Genomic DNA, 21,950 nt, shown 5'->3' with positions numbered 1-21,950 from the left:
CCGCCCATCAATCGAAGTAACCGAGCATCGATTTTACCTCCAGATATTCCGTCATCCCTTCAACGCCGTATTCGCGGCCATTGCCGGACTGCTTGAAACCACCGAAGGGTGCATGCGGATCCCAAGCAGGATAATTGAGATGAACCTGCCCCGAGCGGATGCGGGAAGCGACATGCTTGACGGCCGCGATGTCGTTGCCCTGCACGTGGGCGCCGAGACCGTAGACAGTGTTGTTGGCGATCGCGATGGCCTCATCGACACTGTCATACGGGAGGATGCAAAGGACCGGTCCGAATATTTCTTCCTCGGCGATCTTCATATCCGATCGAACGTCGGAAAAAATCGTCGGCTTCACGAAAAATCCTGATTCAAAGCCGTGGGGCCGGCCCGCTCCCCCGGCGATCAGCTTTGCACCTTCTTCGATACCTGTGCCAATCATCGTCTGAACCCGGTCGAACTGCGTCCGGTTGGCCATGGCGCCGTGGGTCGTGTCTGAAGCCAACGGATCTCCGACGACGATTTCCGCCGCAGCTCTTGCAGCGATCGCCTCGACTTTCGGCAACAGGGCGCGCGGCACGATCATGCGGGTCGGCGCACTACAGGATTGCCCCAGATTGCGAAAGGCGGCAGCGACGCCGAGTGGGACGGCTCGGTCGAGGTCAGCATCGGGTAATATGACGTTAGGAGACTTGCCACCGAGCTCTTGCGCCACACGCTTGACCGTTGGGGCCGCAGCCTGCGCGACCAAAATACCGGCCCGGGTCGAGCCGGTGATCGAAACCATATCGACGTCCGGATGGGCCGACATGCGCTGGCCAACAACGGCACCATCGCCGTTCACCAGATTAAAAACACCAGCGGGAAAACCGGCTTCCTCGACAGCTTCGGCAAAAAGCAGCGCATCCAGCGGAGCGAGTTCGCTGGGCTTCAGAACGACGGTGCAGCCCGCAGCCAGTGCCGGAGCCACCTTTGCGGTGATCTGGTAAAGCGGCCAGTTCCATGGAGTGATCAGGACGCAGACACCGATCGCCTCATGGGCGATGGCCGTATGTCCACGCTGCTTTACGAAGGGAAAGGAAAGGAGGACCTCACGGGCCGTCGCCACATGCGCGATTGCAAGCGGCACCTGCGCGCTGCGCGCATAGCCGATCGCCGCCCCCATTTCCAGTGTCAGACATTGCGCGAACATCTCGCTTCGTTTCTCGATGACCTTGCAGAGTTTCTCAAGCAAGTCAGCGCGATGTTGCGGAGTGGTAAGCGACCAGGAGGAAAATGCGCCACGGGCAGCGGCCACGGCAGCGTCGACATCCTGCGCACTCCCGAGGGCAATCTCAGCAATAACCTCCTCAGTCGCCGGGTTTGTGACGCGGCCTTTGCCGGTTCCCAAGGCAGGTTTCCATTTGCCGTCGATGAAGAAGTGGTCAAGTCTGTTGTTTCGGATCAGGTGTTGGAGAGGTGCGGTCATCGCAATAGATCCTTTATGTGGCAAATGCCGTCGAGAAGCGGCCGGAATCATGGGCGGATAGCCCCGATGGTGTTTTCGAAAACGCGCTACCAGCCGCGCAGCCGGCTCCAGCGCGCCTGGATCCACGGGCTCTCGCCTTTGACGACATTATAGAAATCATGCTGCGCAGCCGTCGCGCAGGCATGGTTGGGCAGGATACGAACCTTCGTGCCGATCGGTAATTCCGGCATGGCCTGCGCCGAACCCTGCCGCATCGCCAGAATGCCGTGTTCCTGGCTCGCCTGAACAACGATTAGATCCTCATAGACCTGACCACGCACATCGCACACGACGCCATATCCCTGATCAGCCTTCTGACCGGACGTGCCGCGGTCACGCGAAAGCGCCATCCAGCCAGCATCGATCAGAACCCAACCCTTTTCGGGCTTGGCGCCTATGACAGTAGCCAGCACAGAGATCGCCAGGTCATCAAGCGCGCACACGCCAACGCCGTGCTGGACGAGATCGAAGAACATATAGACCCCGGCCCGCACCTCTGTGACGCCATCGAGGTTCTGCGCAAAATGCGCCGTCGGCGTTGAACCGACACTGACGATCGGACAGGCATGGCCCCGAGCACGCAATATTCCGGCCGCACGCACAGTCACAGCCCTTTCGTTTTCGGCTGCGGCGATCAAGGCGTGTCGTGAATCAAGTGCGTAGGATTCGCCTGCATGGGACAGAACGCCAACCAGATCGGCGCCTGCGGCCGCAAGACGATCCGCGACCTCGATCAGCATCGGATCATCCGGCTTCAAGCCGCCACGATGGTCATCGACATCAAGCTCGATGAAAGCGGAAGGGACGATACCGGCTGCTTTTCCAGCTGCTCCGAGCGCGTCCGCCTGTTCTACCGTATCGAGCAGGAACTTTAGGTTTGCGCCGGTACGGCGGCATAATTCAAGCCCCCTTTTGGCAGCGGCTGGGGAAACGCCAATGGCGTACGTAATGTCGAGAAACCCGTGATCGGCAAAATACTCCGCCTCGGCAAGGGTCGAGACCGTAATTGCCCCAGGTTGAGCGGGATAAATCCGACGAGCGACATCGATGCTCTTGGCGGTTTTCATATGAGGGCGTAAGGAAGCGCCGAGCCCCTTCACATGTTCGGCGAGCCGCTGAGTGTTTCGCGCGAGCTTGACTTCGTCGAGCAACAGCGACGGAGTAGGCACCGCATCGATTGGCATCGTGCCATCGACCAGCGCAGCATCAGTCCAAGTCCTATCCATCATCTTTCTCTCCTAGCTGAGCGACTGGTTTGCGACCGCATACATATGAGCGGGGGAAACAGGTGCGGGTAAGCTTCCCCGAACCATGGACACGGCCTCGCCAACAGGCTGTAGACCGAAGCTGCACAGCCAGTCGCCCAGGCCATCCTCGGCATAAACGTCGATTCGAACGAACTGGCCGCCGAGCTTGGCAAGATGTGCGCGGATCAGGCGCTTTGCGTCATCTGCATTGTTGGCGGCGACCGGTCCGATGACATAACCGCGCCCGAATTTTCGCGCGATGGCATAACCGAGCAAATCGTCACCTTGAACGATTGCGAGTGTGTTTCCGACATCGGCAAGCGCTGTTACCAGCTGTTGCCTGGGCATTCCGATTGCGCGCTCGTCGAAAGCTTGAATGGCTTTCAAATCGTCGCCGGTGGCAGGACGAATGTCCTCGTGAAACTCAGTATCCGGTGCAACCGTCAAAACAGCTTGATGCTGCAGGATCTTGCCCCAAGGCGAAAACCCACGTCGTTGATAAAGCGGCAACCCCTCTTCCGTCGCATTGAGCAGGATGTCTCGATCCTGCGTCGCTTCCAGCAATGCATTAAAAAGGCGGGAGCCTTGACCGCCGCCCTGGACCCTGGCGGTCACGATGATCATTCCAGCGGTGGCATGATGTGCGCCGTAGCACCACCATAGTGCCGTACCGACAACTTCGCCGGCCTGTTCAAGTACGACCCCATCCCCCAAACTGGCGGCAAACTCCCAGTCTTCGAAACGGTACGGCCAGGAAAATTCTTGGGAGAGTTTCAATGCGCCTGCGAGATGACGAGGCTCAAGCCTGGAGAGGCTGATATCGCCGTTACGGAGGATTTTGTCATTGTCGCTGATGGGCATTTTTCAGGCGTCTCTGTTTTTCGAGAGGACTTCCAAGTCTTCGCCAGTATCTTCGAAAAAATCGAGTTTTCCTGCCGTATTGCGTGCCTAATTCAGCGATTTCATGCGTTCTGAGCCGCCAATCGGCACCTCCTGTGACAAAATCACTGCGATGAACGACACTTGTGCTTCGATCTTCGTCGAGGAGGAGCGGCAACGCCCTGCCGCTTGTCGAAAGTGTTTGCGAACGCACAAGAGCCACAGTCCGAAAGCAGGAGACAATTGCATGATCTATATCAGCGAGGAGGAGTCTGCGGCCCTTGTTACACACGAACTCGCCTATGCGGCGGTCCGGTCCGCGCTCGTGGCGGTCATCGGCGAAGAGGCCCGGATTTTTCCCGCCGTGCTTGGACGCGCCGCCACAGCGACCAATACGTTTTCGATAAAATCCGGCTCCGCGCCACATTTGACGGGTGTGAAAGTGGGATCCTTCTGGGCGAAAAATCCCGAGCGTGGCCTTCCACGTCATAATTCGACGATCTTGTTGCTGGACCAGGATATCGGCCGCCTGAGGGCCGTCGTCGAAGCCGGAACGGTCAACGCCTACAGAACGGCTGCCGCCGACGCGGTGGCGGCGGATCTTCTTGCCCGCACCGATGCTGGCACGCTTGCTATATTCGGCGCAGGAAATCAGGCTTTCTTTGAGGTAGCCGCGCTGTCACGCATCCGCCCGATCGAAAAAGTCTATATTGCTGCACGCCCTTCGGCGCGCCAGGAAGCATTCGCAGAGAAGATCGAAGCCACAGGTCTTCGCGTTGCGATTGTTTCGGCCGAGGAAGCGGTTTCGTCAGCGGATATTATCGTCACCGCGACCCCTGCACGCGAGCCACTGTTCAATGCGGACTGGGTACGCCGCGGAACCCATATTGCAAGCATGGGATCAGACGCTCCCGGCAAGCGGGAACTTCCGGCAGAGCTGTTTTTCAAAGCCGATCTCTTCTGTGATTTACCAGCGCAATCGGTGACGATAGGCGACTTCCAGCATATCCGCGAGCAGGTGTCAGCCGGTGATCTTGTCATTACGCCAATTGGCGCGGTTATCGAAAATCAGGTGGCCGGCCGCAGATCGGCCGACGCCATCACGGTGTTCGACAGTTCCGGCATAGCTCTTCAGGATCTTTTTATCGCCGATGCGCTTATCAAAGCTCGAGAACTTTTTTGACGTCCGGCTGGTGCGAGAAACGCAGACGGTTAAAAGCACCTCGGGGATAATGCGGATTGGCATAGTCTGTCGGCGGGATAAAGACCACGTATTCCGAGATCCTCTGTGGCGGACATCCGCCGGTTCAACCTCCAAACAAGTCGTTGAGAGGAAGATGATGTTTGACGAACGACGATTTCATCACGACGAAGCTGAAGTACTTGTCGATGCCGATATCTGCACCGAGCAGCCCTTCCATCAACTCCTGGTAGTCACCGATGGTAGCGGTAACGAATTTGATCAGGTAATCATAGCCGCCTGACATCAGATGGCACTCAATTGCTTCCTCGATTTTCTCAATCGCCTGCTGGAACCGGGAGAAGTCGTTTTGACGGTGGTTACTGAGCGTGACTTCGGTGAAGATCGTCACGGTCGGGCCTAGCTTTGCCAGATCTATTTGCGCCGAATAACCGGAAATATAGCCTAACTGCTGTAGCCTTTTGACGCGTACGAGGCACGGACTGGGCGACAGATGTACGAGATCCGATAGCTCTGCATTCGTGAGCCTGCCATTGTGTTGCAACTCATGCAGAATCCGGATGTCGATCCGATCAAGCTTCACGTCCGTCTTCCTTTCGCCGCCTGCATTCGGCCGGTTTCGTCAAGGGCATGCCGCTCGCACAACCTCAGCATTCCCCGTACCTTTTCGGTCAGTCAAGTGCGAAAGAACAGACCGCAGTCGCTGCCTTGAACAGTTCACAGAAGCCAGCACCGGGAAACTGCCAGGCAAAAGTTTCGCGAGATCAGCGTGCAGAAACCTATCATTACTTCTCAGCTCGTGTTTCCAGACTTGCGGATCGATTGCCCGCCTGATCGCAGAGTATGCCGTCACGGGAAAGAGTTCTCTGCCGCATAGCTTTCACTTTTGGCAAAAGATATCGAACAAGGGGTCAAATGCGGTTGATCCTGCTTGAAAATAGGCCCTACCTTTTGAAACGGCGCTATCGCATTGCATTTGTGTAGCCGGCCGGAGTTGCCCTCACAGGTTCGCCGGTCCATGTGATTGTAAAGGGGGGATGGCCAGTGGCAAAATCGGTTCGCGTGAAATCCTTTGACTTGGTGGCGCAGGACATCAGCGAGGTTGATCTGCAGTCGCTGCACGCGCTCTCCATTGGCGTCGGTTGGCCTCATCGGCCTGATGATTGGGAATTCCTGCGACGTGTAGGGCAAGGTATCGCCGCCGTTGACGGGATCGGCCGGGTCTTCGGCAGCGCCATGTGGTTTCCACATGGAGAGAATTTTGCCACTGTCGGACTGGTCATTACAACTCCCCGCGCCCAAGCTCATGGTGCCGGCCGCTGGCTGATGGAGCAGGTAATGGCGCGTTGCCATGGCCGAGATCTGAGCCTGAACTCCACCAGAGCCGCCTACCCGCTGTATATCTCGCTCGGTTTCGAAAAGGAGGCGACGGTATTCCTGCACCAAGGCATCGCATCTGTGCTTCCGACGCTGCCTGCGGGGAGCAGGACGTTGAGTGAACTCGCCGCCGACAGCATCGACGAGCTGACCGACTTCGACACTCTGGCGTTCGGGACCGAGCGCGCGCAGTTGCTCGCGGCGCTGTCCGAAGCGGCCGTGACTTGTGTTCTAAGACGAAACGGCGTTATCGCCGGCTATGCAATGCGCCGCAAATTCGGGCCGGGTCAGGTGATCGGCCCGGTTGTCGCCCTGAACGATGAGGATGCGATCCATATCACAGCCTGGCATCTGAAGTCGCTTGAAGGACAGCATGTGCGTATCGACACGCGGGAGGAAGGGCTTTTCGCGGAATTCGTGACGCGGTGCGGCCTCATTATGTCCGAAACCACGACCACCATGTCCAAGGGGCGAAGGTTCCTGAACCGGACCAAGAACGCACCATGGGTCTATGGGTTGGCTGGTCACGCTTTGAGTTGATGGAAACGAAGGCAACCCCCTCGCGTCGTTGTTGGAGAACACTTGAGTGCTGGCCACTGGGCTTGACAGCGAAATTGATCACAGCCGCAACGGCTCAATTAGTATATCCCATAAACTTTATTGACAACAACATCGATACACCCGATTAGTGTTCGCGTTTAAGGGGACCGAGCAACGTATTTCTAACTCAAACTATAGTCCTGAGTATTTTCAATCAGTATTCTATTTATTTCATCAAGCATGCCGCTTCCAGTCAGCTGGAGCGGCTTTTGATAACGTGAAGAAACGTTTTCACGGGTAGATATCTAAACTCCTACACGAAAGTATCAGTGACAGTTTAGATTATTGATGCATGCAGCCTCCGCAGACCCGTATGCCTGCCATTCTTGCAAAGGCGTGAACCCCGCCGCGAGATTGATCGCCGCAGGGCAGAGGAAAGCCTGTTGGCGTTTGATTATGTGATGCGGAACTGTTTGCGCAAAACCTTGTCGAACAACCCGGCTGTTGCGAACCGGCGCAACAGGCTCACCATGCGCGCCGCGCTGCCCGCAGTGTAGCGTCGGCGCGGAACAGGATCGTTGGCTGCCTTTATCACAACCTTCACGATGACATCCGGCAGGTCAGCCTTGGGCATGACGTCCCGCAGTAGGGCCGCGACCGCTGCGCGCGCGCCATCATATTCGGCTTTCTGCTGGTCGGGTTCCATGCCGTTCTGATCGAAAACAGTGCGCACATATGCCGGCTCGATGACGGAAACACGGACATTGAAGGCCCGGACCTCGTGATCGAGAGATTCAGAATAACCCTCGATCGCATGCTTGGCGGCGGAGTAGTGCGCCGAATACGGCGCCGGGATGACACCGAGGATAGAGCCTATGTTGAGGATGCGGCCGCCGCCCTGGCTCTTCATCACGGGCAGGACGGCGTTCGTCATCCGCATGGTGCCGAAAACATTGACGTCAAATAGGGCCTGAGACTGCGCGACCGAGGATTCCTCTGCGCCACCGAACATGCCGATGCCGGCATTGTTGACGAGAAGATCGATCTTCCCCGCCCGCGAGACCACCTCTGCGACCAGCGCCGACACGGACGCCTCATCGGTCACGTCGCATACCAGCATCGTTACCCCCTTGGGTCCGTCACTGGCGAGTTTCCGGCTTGTTCCGAAAACCCTGAACCCCGCGCCGGCGAGACCTTCGGCGGTGGCGTAGCCTATGCCGGAGGATGCCCCGGTTACAATTGCAGTTCTGACGGCGTCCATGTTTTTTCCCTTGGGTGAACGTCTCGGATTTAAGCTCCAGAGACCAGTTGCATTATGCTCACTTAATGATATTATGATCATAATTCAATAGAAAAACGGAAGCATCGTCATGCGATACGAAAAAGGCCGGAAAGACACCTCACGCCGCAAGATCATGGACGTCGCTGTCGAGCGGTTCCGGAAGGATGGAATTGCGGGCTCTGGCCTCGCGACGATCATGAAGGATGCCGGCCTGACGAACGGCGCCTTCTATCCCCACTTTCCCTCAAAGGCCGATCTCGTTCGGGAAACTATTTCGGACGCCCTGAGCACGCAGGCTGTATGGTTGCGCCAGGTGCTGGACGAAGGCGGGCTTACTCACCTGACCGACCTCTATCTTTCGCCCGGGCACCGGGACGACCCGGGACAGGGCTGCGCCTCCGCAGCACTGCTGCCTGAGCTCGCCCGGCAGCCGGTAGAGACACGCGGCATGTATGCCGAACAGTCCCGCGCGCTCGTGCTCCTGCTCGCCGATGCGCTTCCGGCAGATATGGAGGCAAAGGAAGATGTGGCATGCGCGATTTTTGCGACCCTGATCGGGACGCTCCAACTGGCGCGCGCGGTCGATAAGGACATGTCGGAACGCATTCTTCAGGCTGGGAAAGACGCGATCGACGTCCTCGCGGCTGGTGCGCGTACCGGGGCCTCTCAAGCCTGATCGATCACCTGGGCGCTTTGTCCACTTTTGGACGGCGCTAACATGGGCCCATTGCCCTCAACCATATCTGATCCTGCGCGAACCACATGGCGAAAACAATGCCTAGCCAGGCAAGGAATAACACAGACCGGAGATTTCCAAATGAAAGCCTACGTCGTTGACAAGTACAAGAAGAGGGGCGAGCTGCGCCTCGCCGAAATGCCGGATCCGCAGGTTCAGAACGACGACATCCTCGTTCGCGTTCATGCCACGGCAATAAACCTGCTAGACTCGAAAATCAGGGACGGCGAGTTCAAACTCTTCCTGCCCTACCGTCCGCCCTTCGTGCTTGGCCATGACGTTGCGGGGACTGTCGTCAAGGTCGGCCCCGGCGTCAGCCGCTTCAAAGTTGGCGACGAGATCTATGCCCGGCCGAGGGATCACCGCATCGGTACGTTTGCGGAATTCATCGCCATCCATGAAGACGACGCCGCGCTGAAGCCCCATACGCTGACGATGGAGGACTCATCGTCCATCCCGCTGGTCGCACTGACGGCGTGGCAGGCCCTCGTCGATGTGGCTAAGGTGAAGCCCGGTCAGAAGGTTTTCATTCAGGCCGGTTCGGGCGGCGTTGGAACAATCGCGATCCAGCTCGCCAAGCATCTGGGCGCAACGGTCGCAACGACCACCAGTGCGAAGAATGCGGCTCTCGTCAAAAGTCTCGGCGCGGATGTGGTGATCGACTATACAAGCCAGGATTTCGAAAAGCTTCTCTCCGGCTACGACGTTGTGCTGAACAGTCAGGATCCGAAGACACTTGCGAAATCTCTGAACATCCTCAAGTCGGGCGGCCACCTCGTCTCCATTTCAGGCCCGCCGGACCCGTCATTCGCCAGGGATATCGGGCTGAATGCGCTCCTGAAGCTCGTCGTGCGGTTGTTGAGCCGTAGCGTGCGCAGGAAGGCAAAAAGCCGTGGCGTTCATTATTCTTTCCTGTTCATGCGCGCCGACGGCCGGCAGCTGGAGCAGATCGCCGGGCTGATCGATAGCGGCGCGCTGCGCCCGGTCGTGGACAAGATATTCCCCTTCAACCAGACACCCGATGCGTTGGCCTACGTCGAAACGGGGCGTGCGAAGGGCAAGGTCGTGGTCAAGGTGCAGTAGCGGCCTTTACAATGGACAGGCGGAAATACTGCGCAGCGCATTTTCTGCGTGTAAGTCAGGGGCAAATCTTCGCTGGACGCGTTCAGGCGTCGCGATCGGTCATCGCGCGCGGGCGCGTTTGGCAAGGAGAGCGGAGGTGGCTGAGGTACGATCCGAGAGCTCCTTTGCAAGGCGCGCTTCCCGAAGCCGCAAGGTCTTGGCTTCGCGGGATTGCTCAATGGAAGAGAGCTCTTCGAGCGCGTTTTCCTTACCAAAAAATGGCGTCTGGATGTGGCTGAAGGCGATCTCCGCCTTTTGGCGAGAAATACTGTATTTTTCTGTCATGGGTGTTCCGGTGATAAGGCTCGGCAAGCGAGCGAAAAACAAAAGGCCAGGCAAATTGCCTGGCCTTGATTGGGTTGGCGTGCTTCCGGCAATGCCAGTACATCCGTGGTCAAAGGGAAGCGCAGACCCATTCAGGCAGCTTGCAGATTGCAGGCCGACATTTTACCAGACTTGTTGTCGCGCTCCAGATCAAAGCCGATTTTCTGACCTTCCACGAGTTCGCGCATGCCTGCACGCTCGACGGCTGAAATATGAACGAACGCATCGGCGCCGCCATTGTCAGGCTGAATGAAGCCGAAGCCCTTGGTGGAATTGAACCATTTAACTGTGCCAGTGGTCATGATGAACCCTTTCATAGCGATAGAGGAACCACAGCACTTGTGGCGCTGCGGAGATAAGAGCGATTTTGAAAGGAAAGGTTCGTTCAGAACGCGTTGCCAGTCGCGCGATAAGCAAAGCTAAGCAAGCAAATTCGACTGCCCCTTATATCCTGCCTATGCGGTGGCGTCAACTATTAGTTATGAGTTACGGCTGCCCTCATCAAAAGGTTGTGCTACGCAGGCAGCTACACGCCAAGACTCGCCAAGAAGGCCCTTACACGCGGGACGACTTCTTCGAGGTTCATCTCCAATAGCCAGTGCCCGCCGTCCAGTAGATGAAGTTCGGCATCGGGCAGATCTCGGAGATAGGCCCGGGCCGACTCTTCCGGCATGTAATGATCTTGGGGTCCCCAAAGAATGAGGGTCGGCGGCTGATATGTTTGCAGATAGCGCCGGTGGATCGGAAACCAGGCCCGGTTCCTCTTCAAATCGGAAAGAAGCTCCGCAGCGATATCCTTCCTCCGTTCTGTCATCAGGCGCCAATGCAGCTGCCAAAGGTCCGGTGGAATGAGCGCGACTAGTTCCGGGCGAACATTGTTCAGAAACTCGTCCCGGAAGTTTTCCTCGGTCACGGCGTCGCGAAGTTCCGCGCGCATGCTGTCCTCAGACAAGGACCAGGTTTTTTCAATGTCGGCGTATTTCGGCCCCAACGCGTCCTCGTAAGGAATGTCGCCGTTCTGGATGATTTGCCCAACAATCCGCTCAGGCTTCATGATGGCCAGCCTCGCTCCGATGGGAGAGCCGAAATCATGCAGGTAGAGAACAAATCGATCGAGATCCAGTTTCTCGACAAACGCATTGAGCCACTCGGCGTAGCCGTCGAACGTGTAGGAAAAGCCCTCGGGAGTGTCGCTATACCCGAAGCCGGGATAATCCGGTGCGATCAACCGCCATCTGTCCGCCAGTTCCGGCATCAGGTTTCGAAATTCGAAGGATGAGCAGGGATAGCCGTGCGGCAATAAGATGACCGGCGCATCCGGCGGACCGGCCTCTCGATAGAAGGTTTCAATCCCGGCTACAGGGGTTAAGCGATGCCTGATACGCCTGTCCATTGCGTTGCTCCTTTCGAGATAGGAGCGTAACGCGTGGCAATAGCTCGGGTTGCACAACACATATACGAACGCCATTCGCTGCTATCCGCGAACTGGTTTCCGCCAAAACGGCCTGCACCGGGCGGCATTGGAGCCGCCCGGTGGTAGCGGACACAATCAACTATGCGTCGAGGTCGGCTCCGGTCCGATCCTCGGTATATGCCATGGCAACCAGCGATACGACCGCGCAACCGATGATAAAGAGCGCAACGGGAATGTAGCTGCCGCTATAGGCAGTGAGCAGAGCAGTGGCGATGAGTGGCATCGGTCCTCCCACCAGAGCAGCCCCTACCTGATAACCGAGTGACATGCCGGTGTAGCGGATATCGGCGGGGAAAGCCTCGGCCAGCACGGTTCCGATCATCGCGCCATAAGTGGGCCAGATGATGCCGAGCCCGACGAAGATTGCAACACCGACAAGCACCAGCGAACCCTGATTGAGCATCCAGAAGTAGGGGAACGCCCAGAGCATCAAGGCGATAGTACCTCCGACAAAAACCTTCTTTCTTCCAATCCTGTCGGACAGGCGGCCAAATACCAGCATCATCGGAAATGCGAACAGCGATGCCAGCAGGACAAGGTTCAGGATCGTGACCTTATTGTAGCCAAGACCGACCAGATAGGAGATCGTGAACGTCGCGTAGAGGAAGAAAGTGGAGGTCTCCACGAACTTTGCCCCGATAGCGACGAACACTTCCCGCTTGTGCGTCCGGAAGGTTTCGAACAGGGGAACCTTTTGAGCTTTCTGAGTGTGCAGGACCTTGCGGAACGACGGCGTTTCGTCGACGCGGTTTCGAATATACATGCCGACGAATACGAGGACGATCGACAGAACGAACGGGATGCGCCAGCCCCATGAGAGGAACGCCTCATCGCCGAGTTGGTAGCCAAAGAGCGACGTTACCGCGTTGCCGAGCGCAAGGCCCAGAACCGCGCCGGTCTGGGGAACGGCTCCGAAGAACCCCCGCTTCTTGCGCGGAGAATATTCGACGGCCAGCAGGACCGCGCCTCCCCACTCACCGCCAAGCGCCACGCCCTGCAGCAAGCGAAGGATCGTCAGGAGGATCGGAGCGGCGATTCCGATTGTCTCGTATGTCGGAAGCAGCCCCATCGCCACGGTCGAAAAGCCCATCAGACTCAACGTGACGGCAAGCGTTTTCTTGCGCCCGATCCTGTCGCCGATATGCGAGAAGATGATGCCGCCCAGCGGCCGCACCAGAAAGGCCAGAGCAAAGGTCGTGAGGGCGAGCAGCTGACTGACCACGGGATCGGCCGACGGGAAAAACAGTTTTCCAAACACGAACGCCGACATCGTTCCGTAGAGGAAGTAGTCGTACCACTCAATCGTCGATCCGACCGCTGATCCCATCAGGGCGCGTTGACGGTCGGCATCCGTCACCTGATCTTCTTTCCTTGTACCTGCATATGCCGTTTCATCTGCCACGGTTATCGTCATCCATTCCTCCCTTTAGTCGTGTTTAAGTCGTCGAGCCTCAGAACGAGGCTTCCAGCATTGTTGTGTAGTCATCGGATGTAGCGTCGCGCGGATTGGTTTTATGGCTGTGATCCGCCAGCGCTCCGATAATGATCCGCTCGAACAGGTCTCTGGTCACGCCGATCTCGGAGAGGCTCGTCGGCAAGCCGATGATCTTCGTCATGGCCTTGATCGCGCTTCCGATTTCGTCGCCCGAATTCAATCCCATTGCCTGAGCGATGTGCCGGTACTTGTCTTCGCTGACCGATGTCGGCGCCGAGCGGTTGAAGTCGATCACGGCCGGCATGAAGATCGCGTTCAGCGTTCCGTGATGCAGTGTGGGGTTGATGCCCCCCAGCGAGTGGCTCAGACTGTGGACGCAACCGAGCCCCTTTTGGAAAGCCATCGCGCCCATGGTTGCTGCTATCGCCATGTTCGACCTGGCGTCCCGGTCATCCGGCTGCTGGGTGGCGCGAAGTATGTTTGCCCATCCGCGCCGGAGTCCTTCGAGTGCGATCCCATCCGCGGGCGGGTTGAACGAGGGGGCTAGGTAGGTTTCGATGCAATGGGAGATGGCGTCCATGCCTGTCGCCGCCGTCAGTTTCGCTGGCAGGGTCAACGTCAGCTCTGGGTCCACGATTGCGGCCTTCGGAACGAGGTAAGCCGACAGAAGGCCCACCTTGCGGCCGTCATCGAGAATGATGATCGCACCGCGGCCGACTTCGCTGCCCGTTCCCGCCGTCGTCGGGATAGCGATCGTGGGGAAGGTTTTCGCGGTGATCCGCTCGACGCCGCCTTCGATCGCCGCGTAGGCTTTCAACGAGCCACCATGCGCGGCAAGGATCGCCACCGCCTTCGCCAGATCAAGCGCAGAACCGCCACCGATAGCAATAATGCCATCTGCTCTTGCCGCCTGGAACAGCTCAGTGGCCGCCCTGACCGCCGCCTCGTTTGGATTGCCAGGGGTGTCGTCAAACACTCCAGCCGGGCTTTCCCCCAGGATTGCCTCAATCTTCGCCAGGACGCCAAGCTGGCGGACGCCCTTGTCGGTTACCACGAACGGACGCGAGATGCCGGCGACGGAGAGTTCGGATTTGAGAGATGACAGCTCGCCATAGCCGAACTGTACGCGAGTGACGTAGTTGATTAGGCCCATATGCCTCTCCCTTCGGTATTTTAAATTGGAAACTCGAATTTCCGCACCGCAATGCGCAGCGATCAAATTCCGGTCAATAGAGCTAAATATTAGGCTGTACGGCACTGTAAATGTACTATATTCGGATACTGATATAACCAAAGGAGAATTTGGTAGTGCGGACATCACGTAGCTCGCCGCTTTCGCGGCTTGCCCTCCGACAGATTTCACTGATCGCCGCGATCGATGACAACGGGTCTCTGAAGCGGGCAGCCGAGATGATCGGAATGAGTCAGCCTCGAGCGACGAAGTCCCTTCAGGAGGCCGAGGAACTTGTGGAACGAAAGCTCTTTCATCGCACCAACAGGGGGCTGCTGCCGACTGCAGCGGGCGAGTGCGTGATCCGGAACGCGAAAACCATGCTTGCCCAGCTTGGCAAGATGGAGCAGGAACTGGATGGAATGGCGGGAGGCAACTGGAGCCGGCTTCGCGTCGGAACGATCATGGGCGCCGTTCCATTCGTGACCGAAGTCATCCAGCGGCACCTTCAGCGTTTTCCCCAAACGTCCTTCGAGATCATCGAGGATACGAGTGCGGAACTTCTCAGGCAGTTGGATCGTGGGCTGCTGGACCTCGCGATCGGCCGAAGTTCGGTAAGCTCAACGCCGCAGCTCTACAACGTCACGACCTTCCATGACGAACTCCTGACGGTTGTCGCAAACCCGGCCCATCCTCTTGTCGGGCGCAAGCGGGTTCAGCTCGAAGAGCTCTCGGATTCGCGCTGGATCGTCTACACGGCGTCGATGCCGATGCGCATCTCCCTTGAGCATGAATATCGCAATGCCGGGCTACCCTTCCCGTCAGCGCTGCTGGAAACCCGCTCCGCGCTGGCAACGATGTCTCTCATCCAGGGCAATCCGAACACGGTAGCCCTGCTGTCGAGCGATGTGGCGGCATTCTTCGTAAATTTCGGAATGGCCTGCACGCTGCCCATGCATCTCCGGTCGAAAAGCGATCCGTACGAAGTGATCACCCGCCGCTCATACGATCTCCCTGAGGATGCAGCACTTTTCATCGAAGAGCTGGTGGCTGGAGTGGCGCGCTCGAGCCTAAGCCAGTCGGCGGCGAAGTTAGTGTAGGAGACAACCCCGAAGGAGCCCCTGCAAACGAGGTCAATCTCCTTCGAGGCCACTCAACCAATCGCTGGCAAAACCCGACTTTGCGGGCTTCAGGCTTCGACAGGTTCGCGAACATCATCAACGAGAAAGTGCACGATCACATAGCGCGTCGTGTATTTCTGCCCGCTATCGGACACGCTCTCGACGCTGCCACCGTCGGAGGGATGCCATTTCTGGTAATGAGGGTTGTTGGCGATCAGCGTAATAGCCTTGCCCGAAAACCTCCCGTTCAGCCGATAGCGAGACTCTGCCAGAGGCCAGATCTTCTCAAAATCCTGCTGACTGATGCGGGCTTTCAAGGCCTTCTTGGATATCGCTTCTCCGGGCGAACTATCGTCGTGCGCCACCGCTGGAATATGCAGGTCAACCTCTTCCGCACCATCAAGCAGAAAGGCAAATTCGTCTGGCCACATCCGTCTCACGTATCGCTCCTCCCAAAGCTCCTACAACACAATTATGATAGCGCCTCTGCCGCGAGAGGCAATGGGGGATATGAACCTGCACTTCCCGACATCCCAATTTTCGGGATCGTCGCCATCCTGATCTCCGATGAATATCGGTTCCGCTACAAGCTCAGAGCTGGGCGAAGCCACAGCGAAAGCAACTGTGGGCGTCGGCGCTATTTATGTAGCGTGGACCGCAAAAGTCGTAGTGACGTAAATCAAGTTGCAAATCGCTCTTCTTCATACGTCCATCTCAGTTTGGTGGCGTATGGAATAATTTATCGGCAAGGAAGCCCGATTTTTAGGTTCGACACTACGGCTGCGCCGCGAGATGAATCCGGTTGAACGCCGTCAGAATTGCTTGGCAACCAGGGTAAACTATGGCGGAGAGGGTGGAGGAAAGCACGATGAGCATTCCCGAGATTGCATGCAGCCTGTCCATCATATTCCTGTCGGCGTTCGTGCTATTTGCGTGAGTGACCGGCGCAAGCCAGCCGATTTCGCTCAGAAAAAGCCCGCCAGCACGTTCGACGGCCTTTTCCCCTCCTGACGCTGATTATTAATGTCGCCGTGTGCTGGGTCGATTTTGCGTCTTGCTTAACTCACATTTTGGTAAGCGCGGCAAACTTTTCACATTCGCTGACCTGCATCGGCTGAATATAGTTTGCGTTGCTTTTCCGCGAAGATTCGACCTCTTGGACCTTTGCACACGCGACGCGGAGGAAGTCGTAAGTTTCGACCTTCGGACCATTTGCCATCGCCGTTGAAATGCCACCGAGCATCTTGACGTATTCGTCCTGTGGCATGTCATTTGCGACCGCGACCATAGGAACAAGAGCGAGAAGAATTGTGAAAAAATTACGCATTGAGATACCCCCTGTAACGCGGAGGGTGGTAGACTAGACAGGCAAATAATTCCTTACATGGATAGTTAAAATGTTCGGCTGCACGGGTCATCAAAACCAACAGGCATTTCCGATGCCGGATCGGGGCCAGCCTCACAGGAGACGAACTGAAAATGACTGAAGTGGCACTAGGGCCTAACGAGTTGGCCATGCTGCTGGAGAAGGCTCTTGTTGGCGGCTTCGATACGACCAAGCTGTCACGCGTAGCTTACGGGATTTATCAGCAGTATGGCTTGGATTTCACGCCAGAGATGGACCGGATAATCCTCATGTTGATGGCCATGGAAGAGGGCGCGGAGTTTGAGCTAAACGAGAGCGAGATTCGAGGCCTTATTGCGGATCTTGCGTCCATGTAGTGGAGCCTGAACAATTGACTGGATGCTTCACCCAAAAAAGTTGAAATACCCGAGCTGCCGAGCAAAAAGAAACCCGCCGGAGCGGGTGCGCAGATATGCCAGAGCAATGCTCAAAGCGCATAGCTAAGAGGTTGAAATAGAAAAGTATTTCGATTTTTGATGGCGATTTTTATCGAAAAATTAACGATGTTTGGTACAATGGCGGGTATCTTCAAGAGGGTTTGCCAATGGCCGAAACTTCAATCGAATGGACTGACGCGACATGGAATCCGGTTGCGGGATGCACCATAATGAGCGCCGGCTGCACCAATTGTTACGCAATGAGAATGGCTGCGCGTCTCGAAGCTATGGGTGTCGAAAAATACAAGGGCCTCACACGCAAGAGCGGTGGTCGAGCAAAATGGACAGGTGCTATTTCGCTTGATGAAAAGGCGCTGTCGATACCGTCGACGTGGTCGAAACCTCGTAACGTTTTTGTCAACTCAATGTCTGACCTATTTCATCCTGATGTGCCTGTTGATTTCGTTCGCAAAGTTTGGCGCGCGATGAAGGACACACGTCGGCACACCTATCAAATTTTGACCAAGCGGCCTGACCGCATGGCAGAAATCCTGGGCGATGGCTTCGATATACTGCCAAACGTCTGGCTCGGGACCAGCGTGGAAGACGGACGCGTTCTTAATCGTCTTGACGATTTGCGTAATGTACCGGCGGCGGTTCGCTTTGTATCCTACGAACCGCTCATCGGTTCAGTGAAGGGCGGAAAGCTCAACGGGATTCATTGGGCCATCGTTGGTGGTGAGTCAGGCCCAAATGCTCGTCCAATGAACCCAGTATGGATCGATGAAATATTCGATGAATGCATGGATGCTGGCGCGGCCTTCTTCTTCAAGCAGTGGGGCGGAAAAAACAAGAAGGCAACGGGTCGATCTTATCGGGGCAAGACTTGGGATGAAATGCCGCGGCTCGCGGCTTAAAAATCCAGAGTGCCTTGGGCGCTCTTACTGGATGTTTTCCAAAACGCATGGGCCAGTTCGTGCTTTGCCGCAAGCAAGAGCCAATAGAGGTGCTGGCCGCGCGTTCCGGTAATTAACTTCGTGTCCTTGGAGGTATCTATCCCGGTTTTTGCAACCTCTCCCTTCCAATACTCAAAGACCTCTCGCCTGACACGGGGATGCGGCTGGTTGAGATTAACGGCTTCACGCCAGCCGGGCGCAAAATTCTCGAACTCATCTTGTTCTTCGGAAATGTTGCCTGGCAAATTGCGTTGAAAATCCATTTTGCTGATATGAGCAAGGATATCTATTCGAGTTAGTCGCGACAGAGTTCGAAACATTTCGAAGTCTAGCGCACCGATACTGTAAGGATCTAGAAAAGCGAAGTTCAGCCCATAAACAGCAGCGGATTGGAGTGCCCGGAACGCTGTGTCCTTCGCCGCACCGTGTATCTTAACAACCGGTGCGCCTAGTTTAGTAAGGCGATCTGCCGCCGCGTCGAGGCGAACGGTATCGATATCTGCAATGATGACTTTTGAGAATGGGGCACCGCCCTCAACGCTTTTCTTCCAGGCGGCAACAGGGCTACCATCTATCCACTCCCCGGTGTCTCTTATTCGGGACCGTCCCGGACCGCAGAATAGGTCTATATACGTTGCACCACCTGGTCCTAATGGCGGCAAATACTTCTTTCGGGCTCCGCGTGATATATCCACGTAACGACAGAGGTATTCTTGTTTCTCCTTCGCCCATGGGCCAACCTCTTCGGCCGGCAAGCCATCATCGCCCGCAATTAATTCACCCATTCAAGCCCCCCAGCTCGCTCGCTGCTTCTTCACGTCATCACGTTTAATCATCCGTTAAAGCTTCTAGCGCTTTTTTACGTTCAGATGCCGAGCCTGAACGTCTTCCCAGAACTTGTTAAACTTATGCATCTGGCGCTGGTAACATGCCGAATAAAGCGCTGTGTCTTTCTTGTCGCGACAGGCTCGTTCGGAACTGTGTTCGAACGATTTTCGCAGTTTCCATTCCATCGGCGTTTCCGTCTGGCAGGCGGTCAGCGCAAACGCTGAAATAAAGATAAATAAGTACTTCATGAAATTCCTCTGTGGCGTTTGCCACCATTTTCGGCATGACGGTTGTCAGTAATATTCGATCCTCGTCTCGTTCAGTACGACGCGCAGCACCCGATAGACGTACAGGAAACTTGCGAGGCCGAGGGTGATGATGATCAAGACGCCCCAGACGATAACATGGCCGATCGAATGACCGATGTTAAAGGTGCAGTTCAGCCGCCCGATTGTCTTGCCGGAGGCGTCGAGAATTTCCGTTTTGTTGAGCACGGCTTTGTTGAGGTAGTAAGGAAACACCAAGAGTGCCAACCCCAGCGTGACGACGGTAAGGATAACCCAAAGCACCACCGTTCCGATCGCTTCGATCGTGCTGAAGGAGCACTTCAGCCGTGCGATCCGGGTGTGCGTGATTGACGTCATATCGTTCATTCGAATGTTCCTTTTTATCCAGTGCTGCCATTTGCCCGGTAGCGTAATTGAAGAGTTACCAGCCACCTGGCCGAGACATCGCGCTTCGAGCGCCACATAGACTGCCATCTGCCGCCCGGTCGTAGTAGGAGTAGCAATTCCCCGGATAGCTTCTTGTCGGGTAGCCGCCCCCGCAATTGTTGTTGGCGCAAACAGCGACTGCCGCGCCGACCAACGCGACAGCAACCAAGGCCGCTGCCGCAGCATCCTGATTCCTCACCATTTCCGGACATTGATAGAACTGCACGCCCCGCCGGCTGAGTTCTTTGGCGAGGTCTTGCTGGAATGCTGGATCTTGGCTCTGCAAGTACGTTCGACAGAGCGTCGGTTTATCAATCGACTTTGGATTAGCGTTGAATGCTTCGCGCGAAGTTGTGCATGCGCTCAAGGCGCACGAGATGAGCAGGGCGCCGAGCACCCTCAAATAAACAATTGTCAAAAAAAAAGCCCCCAGTAACGTCCCCGTGATTACAAAAACACGCAGAGAGATTGGAGTCGAGTCAACTCAACTAGAATTTTCATTAGGGAGGCCAAAAAGAAGTTTGGGCGCTTGCGGTTTGAAGTGACTTCTGAAGATATCCTGATTTTGGGGAAACGCAGGGGCAATTAACAGATGATCCAGAATCTTTGGCAGCTTATCACATACCACCGTCATCGATGTGAACTGTGGGCGCTGCGTTTCAGTCGGAGCCTATCAGCTATCATTCGGCCTCCACCGATCATGCTGATGATAATGGTTCTGTATATTTCGGCTTGTTTGCCGGTCGGCCTGACATACGCACTGTTGTTAGCCCTGGGGGTGAGCGAGACAGTCGCCTACCTGATTATGGTCATCCCTGCCGTGGCGTTTCTGTTCATGGTCGCACCTTGGGTTTTTCGATGGTTTTGGATTGCACTGAGCATGCAGTTCGGAAACTTCAAAAGCGCCGATGCAAAAGAAAAGCAGCTAGCGGCGTGGACAGAAGCATTCGAAGCCCGTCGTCCGGATACCTAACCGATGCAGCGCGGCTCGGATCGGCAAAGTCAGTCTCCTACTTCCTTACGGACACAGACCTCGAAACCGGCAGTTTCAACGGAAAGTCGGCACTTCTCTCTAATCTGAAATGCTTTCAGTTGCGCTTCATCTATCGGCTTGCCTGTAATCGCTTTGTCATAAAGGGGGTTCGCGTCAAGGAAGAGTGCAAGAGAAAAATGAAAGCCGAAAAGCCTTACGAAAGATTCTAGGAGGCATTCGCGTGTATCACCACCCATGCTTGGGTCGATCAAAATTGATGCTTCACGGTAAATGTCCTCAGAATTATTTTCATTTATTGCGCCGACATAACAGTAGTCGTTACTAGTATTTACAACATTGAAACTGGATCCAAAACCTGTGATTTTACCAGATTTCGCCTCTTTCAAAACGTCTTTTCCAATGAGTATTGCAATATTGCTTCTGCTTTCTTCCTGCGTAAAAGAAAAGAATTCAGCATAAAACTTGTACCACTCAGTTATATATTCAAACAGTGGTTCACTGCCAGTTCCCGCTCTTACGTTGATAAAAGTTGGCGACCTGTAGTCAAAAGAACCTTTTTTGGCCGCACGCAGGATGTACGACTCGAGGACCGCGTTGATTGAGGCATCCTTGTCGGAGTCAGATGCATATGTGCGGGTGGTTACGAGGCAGCAGAAAACCACGCTGACAAACCAAGTTAGAAATATCCTGGCCGCAACGGAGAGGTCGCAAAAGCATAACCGCTTGTACCAACGCATACGCGCCTCCGATGAATTTTGTCCCTGCGCCCGTCTCTACCAGCCGAAGCCACCCCATTTACGACCGCCCGGATGCTCACACCAGTGATTCTCGTGAATGCCGTCGTCGGTCTTGTTGGCCTAGTTGCACATGCTTACCTCGGCATCTTGGCTATGGTGATTTTCACATCGCTCTTCACGCTGCATCGTTTGCATTTCAGTCGCTTGGCAATCTCGTTCACGGTCGTGTCGATCTTCGCCACGCGGTTCAGTTGCCAGTGCGGGATATTCGAAACGTGACCGCAGTAGTTGCACTTGGCAACGACAATCTCCCAGTTTCGAATTTCCTTCACTCTAACGGCCAGCGGCTTCGCTTGTTTCAATGCTTCGATCTGGCTGCCGGAGCGTGCGTGGTAATGAAGCATACAGCGCCCCGAAAAGCCTTCCATTGGCTTTGCGCATTTGATTACTTCCTGCGAAATGTGCCGCAGCATCGGTGGCGTCGATAGGTCGATAGGTCGCCAAACTCAATCATGAGCTCGCCTGAG

24 protein-coding genes are annotated in these 21,950 nt (G+C 55.9%); 8 read left to right on the top strand and 16 right to left on the bottom strand.

Features of this window, described 5'->3' with window-relative positions; translation table 11 throughout:
* Nucleotides 1-7: 7 nt before the first annotated feature.
* The 3 genes from QSK43_RS13940 to QSK43_RS13930 all read right to left on the bottom strand — a co-directional run bounded on the left by QSK43_RS13940 (nt 8) and on the right by QSK43_RS13930 (nt 3,612).
* Nucleotides 8-1,465, bottom strand: coding sequence for an aldehyde dehydrogenase family protein (locus QSK43_RS13940; RefSeq protein WP_332303917.1), 1,458 nt, complete (start codon nt 1,463-1,465; stop codon nt 8-10).
* A gap of 86 nt (nt 1,466-1,551) precedes the next feature.
* Nucleotides 1,552-2,730 carry an alanine racemase gene (locus tag QSK43_RS13935; protein ID WP_332304088.1) on the bottom strand — a complete coding sequence of 393 codons (1,179 nt, stop codon included), beginning with the start codon at nt 2,728-2,730 and terminating at the stop codon, nt 1,552-1,554.
* Nucleotides 2,731-2,742: 12 nt separating this feature from the next.
* Entirely contained in the window at nt 2,743-3,612 is an 870-nt protein-coding gene (locus tag QSK43_RS13930) for a GNAT family N-acetyltransferase (RefSeq protein WP_332303916.1), read from the bottom strand.
* A 265-nt stretch (nt 3,613-3,877) separates the two neighbouring features.
* Between QSK43_RS13930 and QSK43_RS13925 the strand changes: the two genes are divergently transcribed.
* Nucleotides 3,878-4,813, top strand: a complete 936-nt coding sequence (locus QSK43_RS13925; protein ID WP_332303915.1) for an ornithine cyclodeaminase family protein — start codon at nt 3,878-3,880, stop codon at nt 4,811-4,813.
* Between the two features lie 124 nt (nt 4,814-4,937).
* Here QSK43_RS13925 and QSK43_RS13920 read toward each other — a convergent pair whose 3' ends face one another.
* The gene (locus QSK43_RS13920; RefSeq protein ID WP_332303914.1) at nt 4,938-5,414 is read right to left on the bottom strand and encodes an Lrp/AsnC family transcriptional regulator; all 477 of its coding nucleotides are present in this window, start codon (nt 5,412-5,414) and stop codon (nt 4,938-4,940) included.
* Nucleotides 5,415-5,875: 461 nt separating this feature from the next.
* Here QSK43_RS13920 and QSK43_RS13915 point away from each other — a divergent pair, with 461 nt between their 5' ends.
* On the top strand, nt 5,876-6,748 hold the full coding sequence (locus QSK43_RS13915; protein ID WP_332303913.1) for a GNAT family N-acetyltransferase: 873 nt from the start codon (nt 5,876-5,878) through the stop codon (nt 6,746-6,748).
* A gap of 454 nt (nt 6,749-7,202) precedes the next feature.
* Here the strand turns inward: QSK43_RS13915 and QSK43_RS13910 are convergent, their stop codons facing one another.
* Nucleotides 7,203-8,009: an oxidoreductase gene (locus QSK43_RS13910; protein ID WP_332303912.1), complete on the bottom strand. Its 807-nt coding sequence runs from the start codon at nt 8,007-8,009 to the stop codon at nt 7,203-7,205.
* Between the two features lie 109 nt (nt 8,010-8,118).
* Here QSK43_RS13910 and QSK43_RS13905 point away from each other — a divergent pair, with 109 nt between their 5' ends.
* Nucleotides 8,119-8,706 carry a TetR/AcrR family transcriptional regulator gene (locus QSK43_RS13905; protein WP_332303911.1) on the top strand — a complete coding sequence of 196 codons (588 nt, stop codon included), beginning with the start codon at nt 8,119-8,121 and terminating at the stop codon, nt 8,704-8,706.
* A 141-nt stretch (nt 8,707-8,847) separates the two neighbouring features.
* A complete protein-coding gene (locus QSK43_RS13900) occupies nt 8,848-9,849 on the top strand; it encodes an NADP-dependent oxidoreductase (protein WP_332303910.1) in 1,002 nt (333 codons plus the stop codon).
* A gap of 99 nt (nt 9,850-9,948) precedes the next feature.
* On the opposite strand, the gene QSK43_RS13895 is transcribed toward QSK43_RS13900, so the two are convergent.
* The 5 genes from QSK43_RS13895 to QSK43_RS13875 form a co-directional block, all read right to left on the bottom strand.
* Complete coding sequence (locus tag QSK43_RS13895; RefSeq protein ID WP_045016317.1) at nt 9,949-10,173, bottom strand: hypothetical protein; 225 nt, start codon at nt 10,171-10,173, stop codon at nt 9,949-9,951.
* Between the two features lie 131 nt (nt 10,174-10,304).
* A complete protein-coding gene (locus tag QSK43_RS13890) occupies nt 10,305-10,514 on the bottom strand; it encodes a cold-shock protein (protein WP_045016315.1) in 210 nt (69 codons plus the stop codon).
* 224 nt (nt 10,515-10,738) lie between these two features.
* Nucleotides 10,739-11,605, bottom strand: coding sequence for an alpha/beta fold hydrolase (locus QSK43_RS13885; RefSeq protein ID WP_332303909.1), 867 nt, complete (start codon nt 11,603-11,605; stop codon nt 10,739-10,741).
* A gap of 160 nt (nt 11,606-11,765) precedes the next feature.
* Entirely contained in the window at nt 11,766-13,100 is a 1,335-nt protein-coding gene (locus QSK43_RS13880; RefSeq protein WP_332303908.1) for an MFS transporter, read from the bottom strand.
* Between the two features lie 37 nt (nt 13,101-13,137).
* The gene (locus QSK43_RS13875) at nt 13,138-14,274 is read right to left on the bottom strand and encodes an iron-containing alcohol dehydrogenase (protein WP_332303907.1); all 1,137 of its coding nucleotides are present in this window, start codon (nt 14,272-14,274) and stop codon (nt 13,138-13,140) included.
* Between the two features lie 155 nt (nt 14,275-14,429).
* Between QSK43_RS13875 and QSK43_RS13870 the strand changes: the two genes are divergently transcribed.
* Complete coding sequence (locus QSK43_RS13870; protein ID WP_332303906.1) at nt 14,430-15,392, top strand: LysR family transcriptional regulator; 963 nt, start codon at nt 14,430-14,432, stop codon at nt 15,390-15,392.
* A gap of 89 nt (nt 15,393-15,481) precedes the next feature.
* Here the strand turns inward: QSK43_RS13870 and QSK43_RS13865 are convergent, their stop codons facing one another.
* On the bottom strand, nt 15,482-15,844 hold the full coding sequence (locus QSK43_RS13865; protein WP_332304087.1) for a hypothetical protein: 363 nt from the start codon (nt 15,842-15,844) through the stop codon (nt 15,482-15,484).
* Nucleotides 15,845-16,476: 632 nt separating this feature from the next.
* Entirely contained in the window at nt 16,477-16,740 is a 264-nt protein-coding gene (locus QSK43_RS13860) for a hypothetical protein (protein ID WP_332303905.1), read from the bottom strand.
* A 152-nt stretch (nt 16,741-16,892) separates the two neighbouring features.
* Here QSK43_RS13860 and QSK43_RS13855 point away from each other — a divergent pair, with 152 nt between their 5' ends.
* Both QSK43_RS13855 and QSK43_RS13850 read left to right on the top strand, forming a co-directional pair.
* Complete coding sequence (locus QSK43_RS13855; protein ID WP_332303904.1) at nt 16,893-17,135, top strand: hypothetical protein; 243 nt, start codon at nt 16,893-16,895, stop codon at nt 17,133-17,135.
* Between the two features lie 227 nt (nt 17,136-17,362).
* Nucleotides 17,363-18,112, top strand: a complete 750-nt coding sequence (locus QSK43_RS13850; RefSeq protein ID WP_332303903.1) for a DUF5131 family protein — start codon at nt 17,363-17,365, stop codon at nt 18,110-18,112.
* On the opposite strand, the gene tcmP is transcribed toward QSK43_RS13850, so the two are convergent.
* Both tcmP and QSK43_RS13840 read right to left on the bottom strand, forming a co-directional pair.
* Nucleotides 18,109-18,936, bottom strand: coding sequence for a three-Cys-motif partner protein TcmP (tcmP, locus tag QSK43_RS13845; RefSeq protein ID WP_332303902.1), 828 nt, complete (start codon nt 18,934-18,936; stop codon nt 18,109-18,111). The genes QSK43_RS13850 and tcmP overlap by 4 nt on opposite strands.
* Before the next feature lie 336 nt (nt 18,937-19,272).
* A complete protein-coding gene (locus tag QSK43_RS13840; protein ID WP_332303901.1) occupies nt 19,273-19,878 on the bottom strand; it encodes a DUF6693 family protein in 606 nt (201 codons plus the stop codon).
* Nucleotides 19,879-20,284: 406 nt separating this feature from the next.
* On the opposite strand from QSK43_RS13840, the gene QSK43_RS13835 reads away from it, so the two are divergent.
* The gene (locus tag QSK43_RS13835) at nt 20,285-20,665 is read left to right on the top strand and encodes a hypothetical protein (RefSeq protein WP_332303900.1); all 381 of its coding nucleotides are present in this window, start codon (nt 20,285-20,287) and stop codon (nt 20,663-20,665) included.
* Between the two features lie 29 nt (nt 20,666-20,694).
* Here QSK43_RS13835 and QSK43_RS13830 read toward each other — a convergent pair whose 3' ends face one another.
* The gene (locus tag QSK43_RS13830) at nt 20,695-21,423 is read right to left on the bottom strand and encodes a hypothetical protein (RefSeq protein WP_332303899.1); all 729 of its coding nucleotides are present in this window, start codon (nt 21,421-21,423) and stop codon (nt 20,695-20,697) included.
* Between the two features lie 134 nt (nt 21,424-21,557).
* Nucleotides 21,558-21,851, bottom strand: a complete 294-nt coding sequence (locus tag QSK43_RS13825; protein WP_332303898.1) for a hypothetical protein — start codon at nt 21,849-21,851, stop codon at nt 21,558-21,560.
* Between the last annotated feature and the right edge of the window lie 99 nt (nt 21,852-21,950).

This window comes from Rhizobium sp. GR12, from assembly GCF_036596185.1.
Classification (GTDB): domain Bacteria; phylum Pseudomonadota; class Alphaproteobacteria; order Rhizobiales; family Rhizobiaceae; genus Agrobacterium; species Agrobacterium nepotum.
This window is presented reverse-complemented; position numbering and strand designations above follow the sequence as displayed.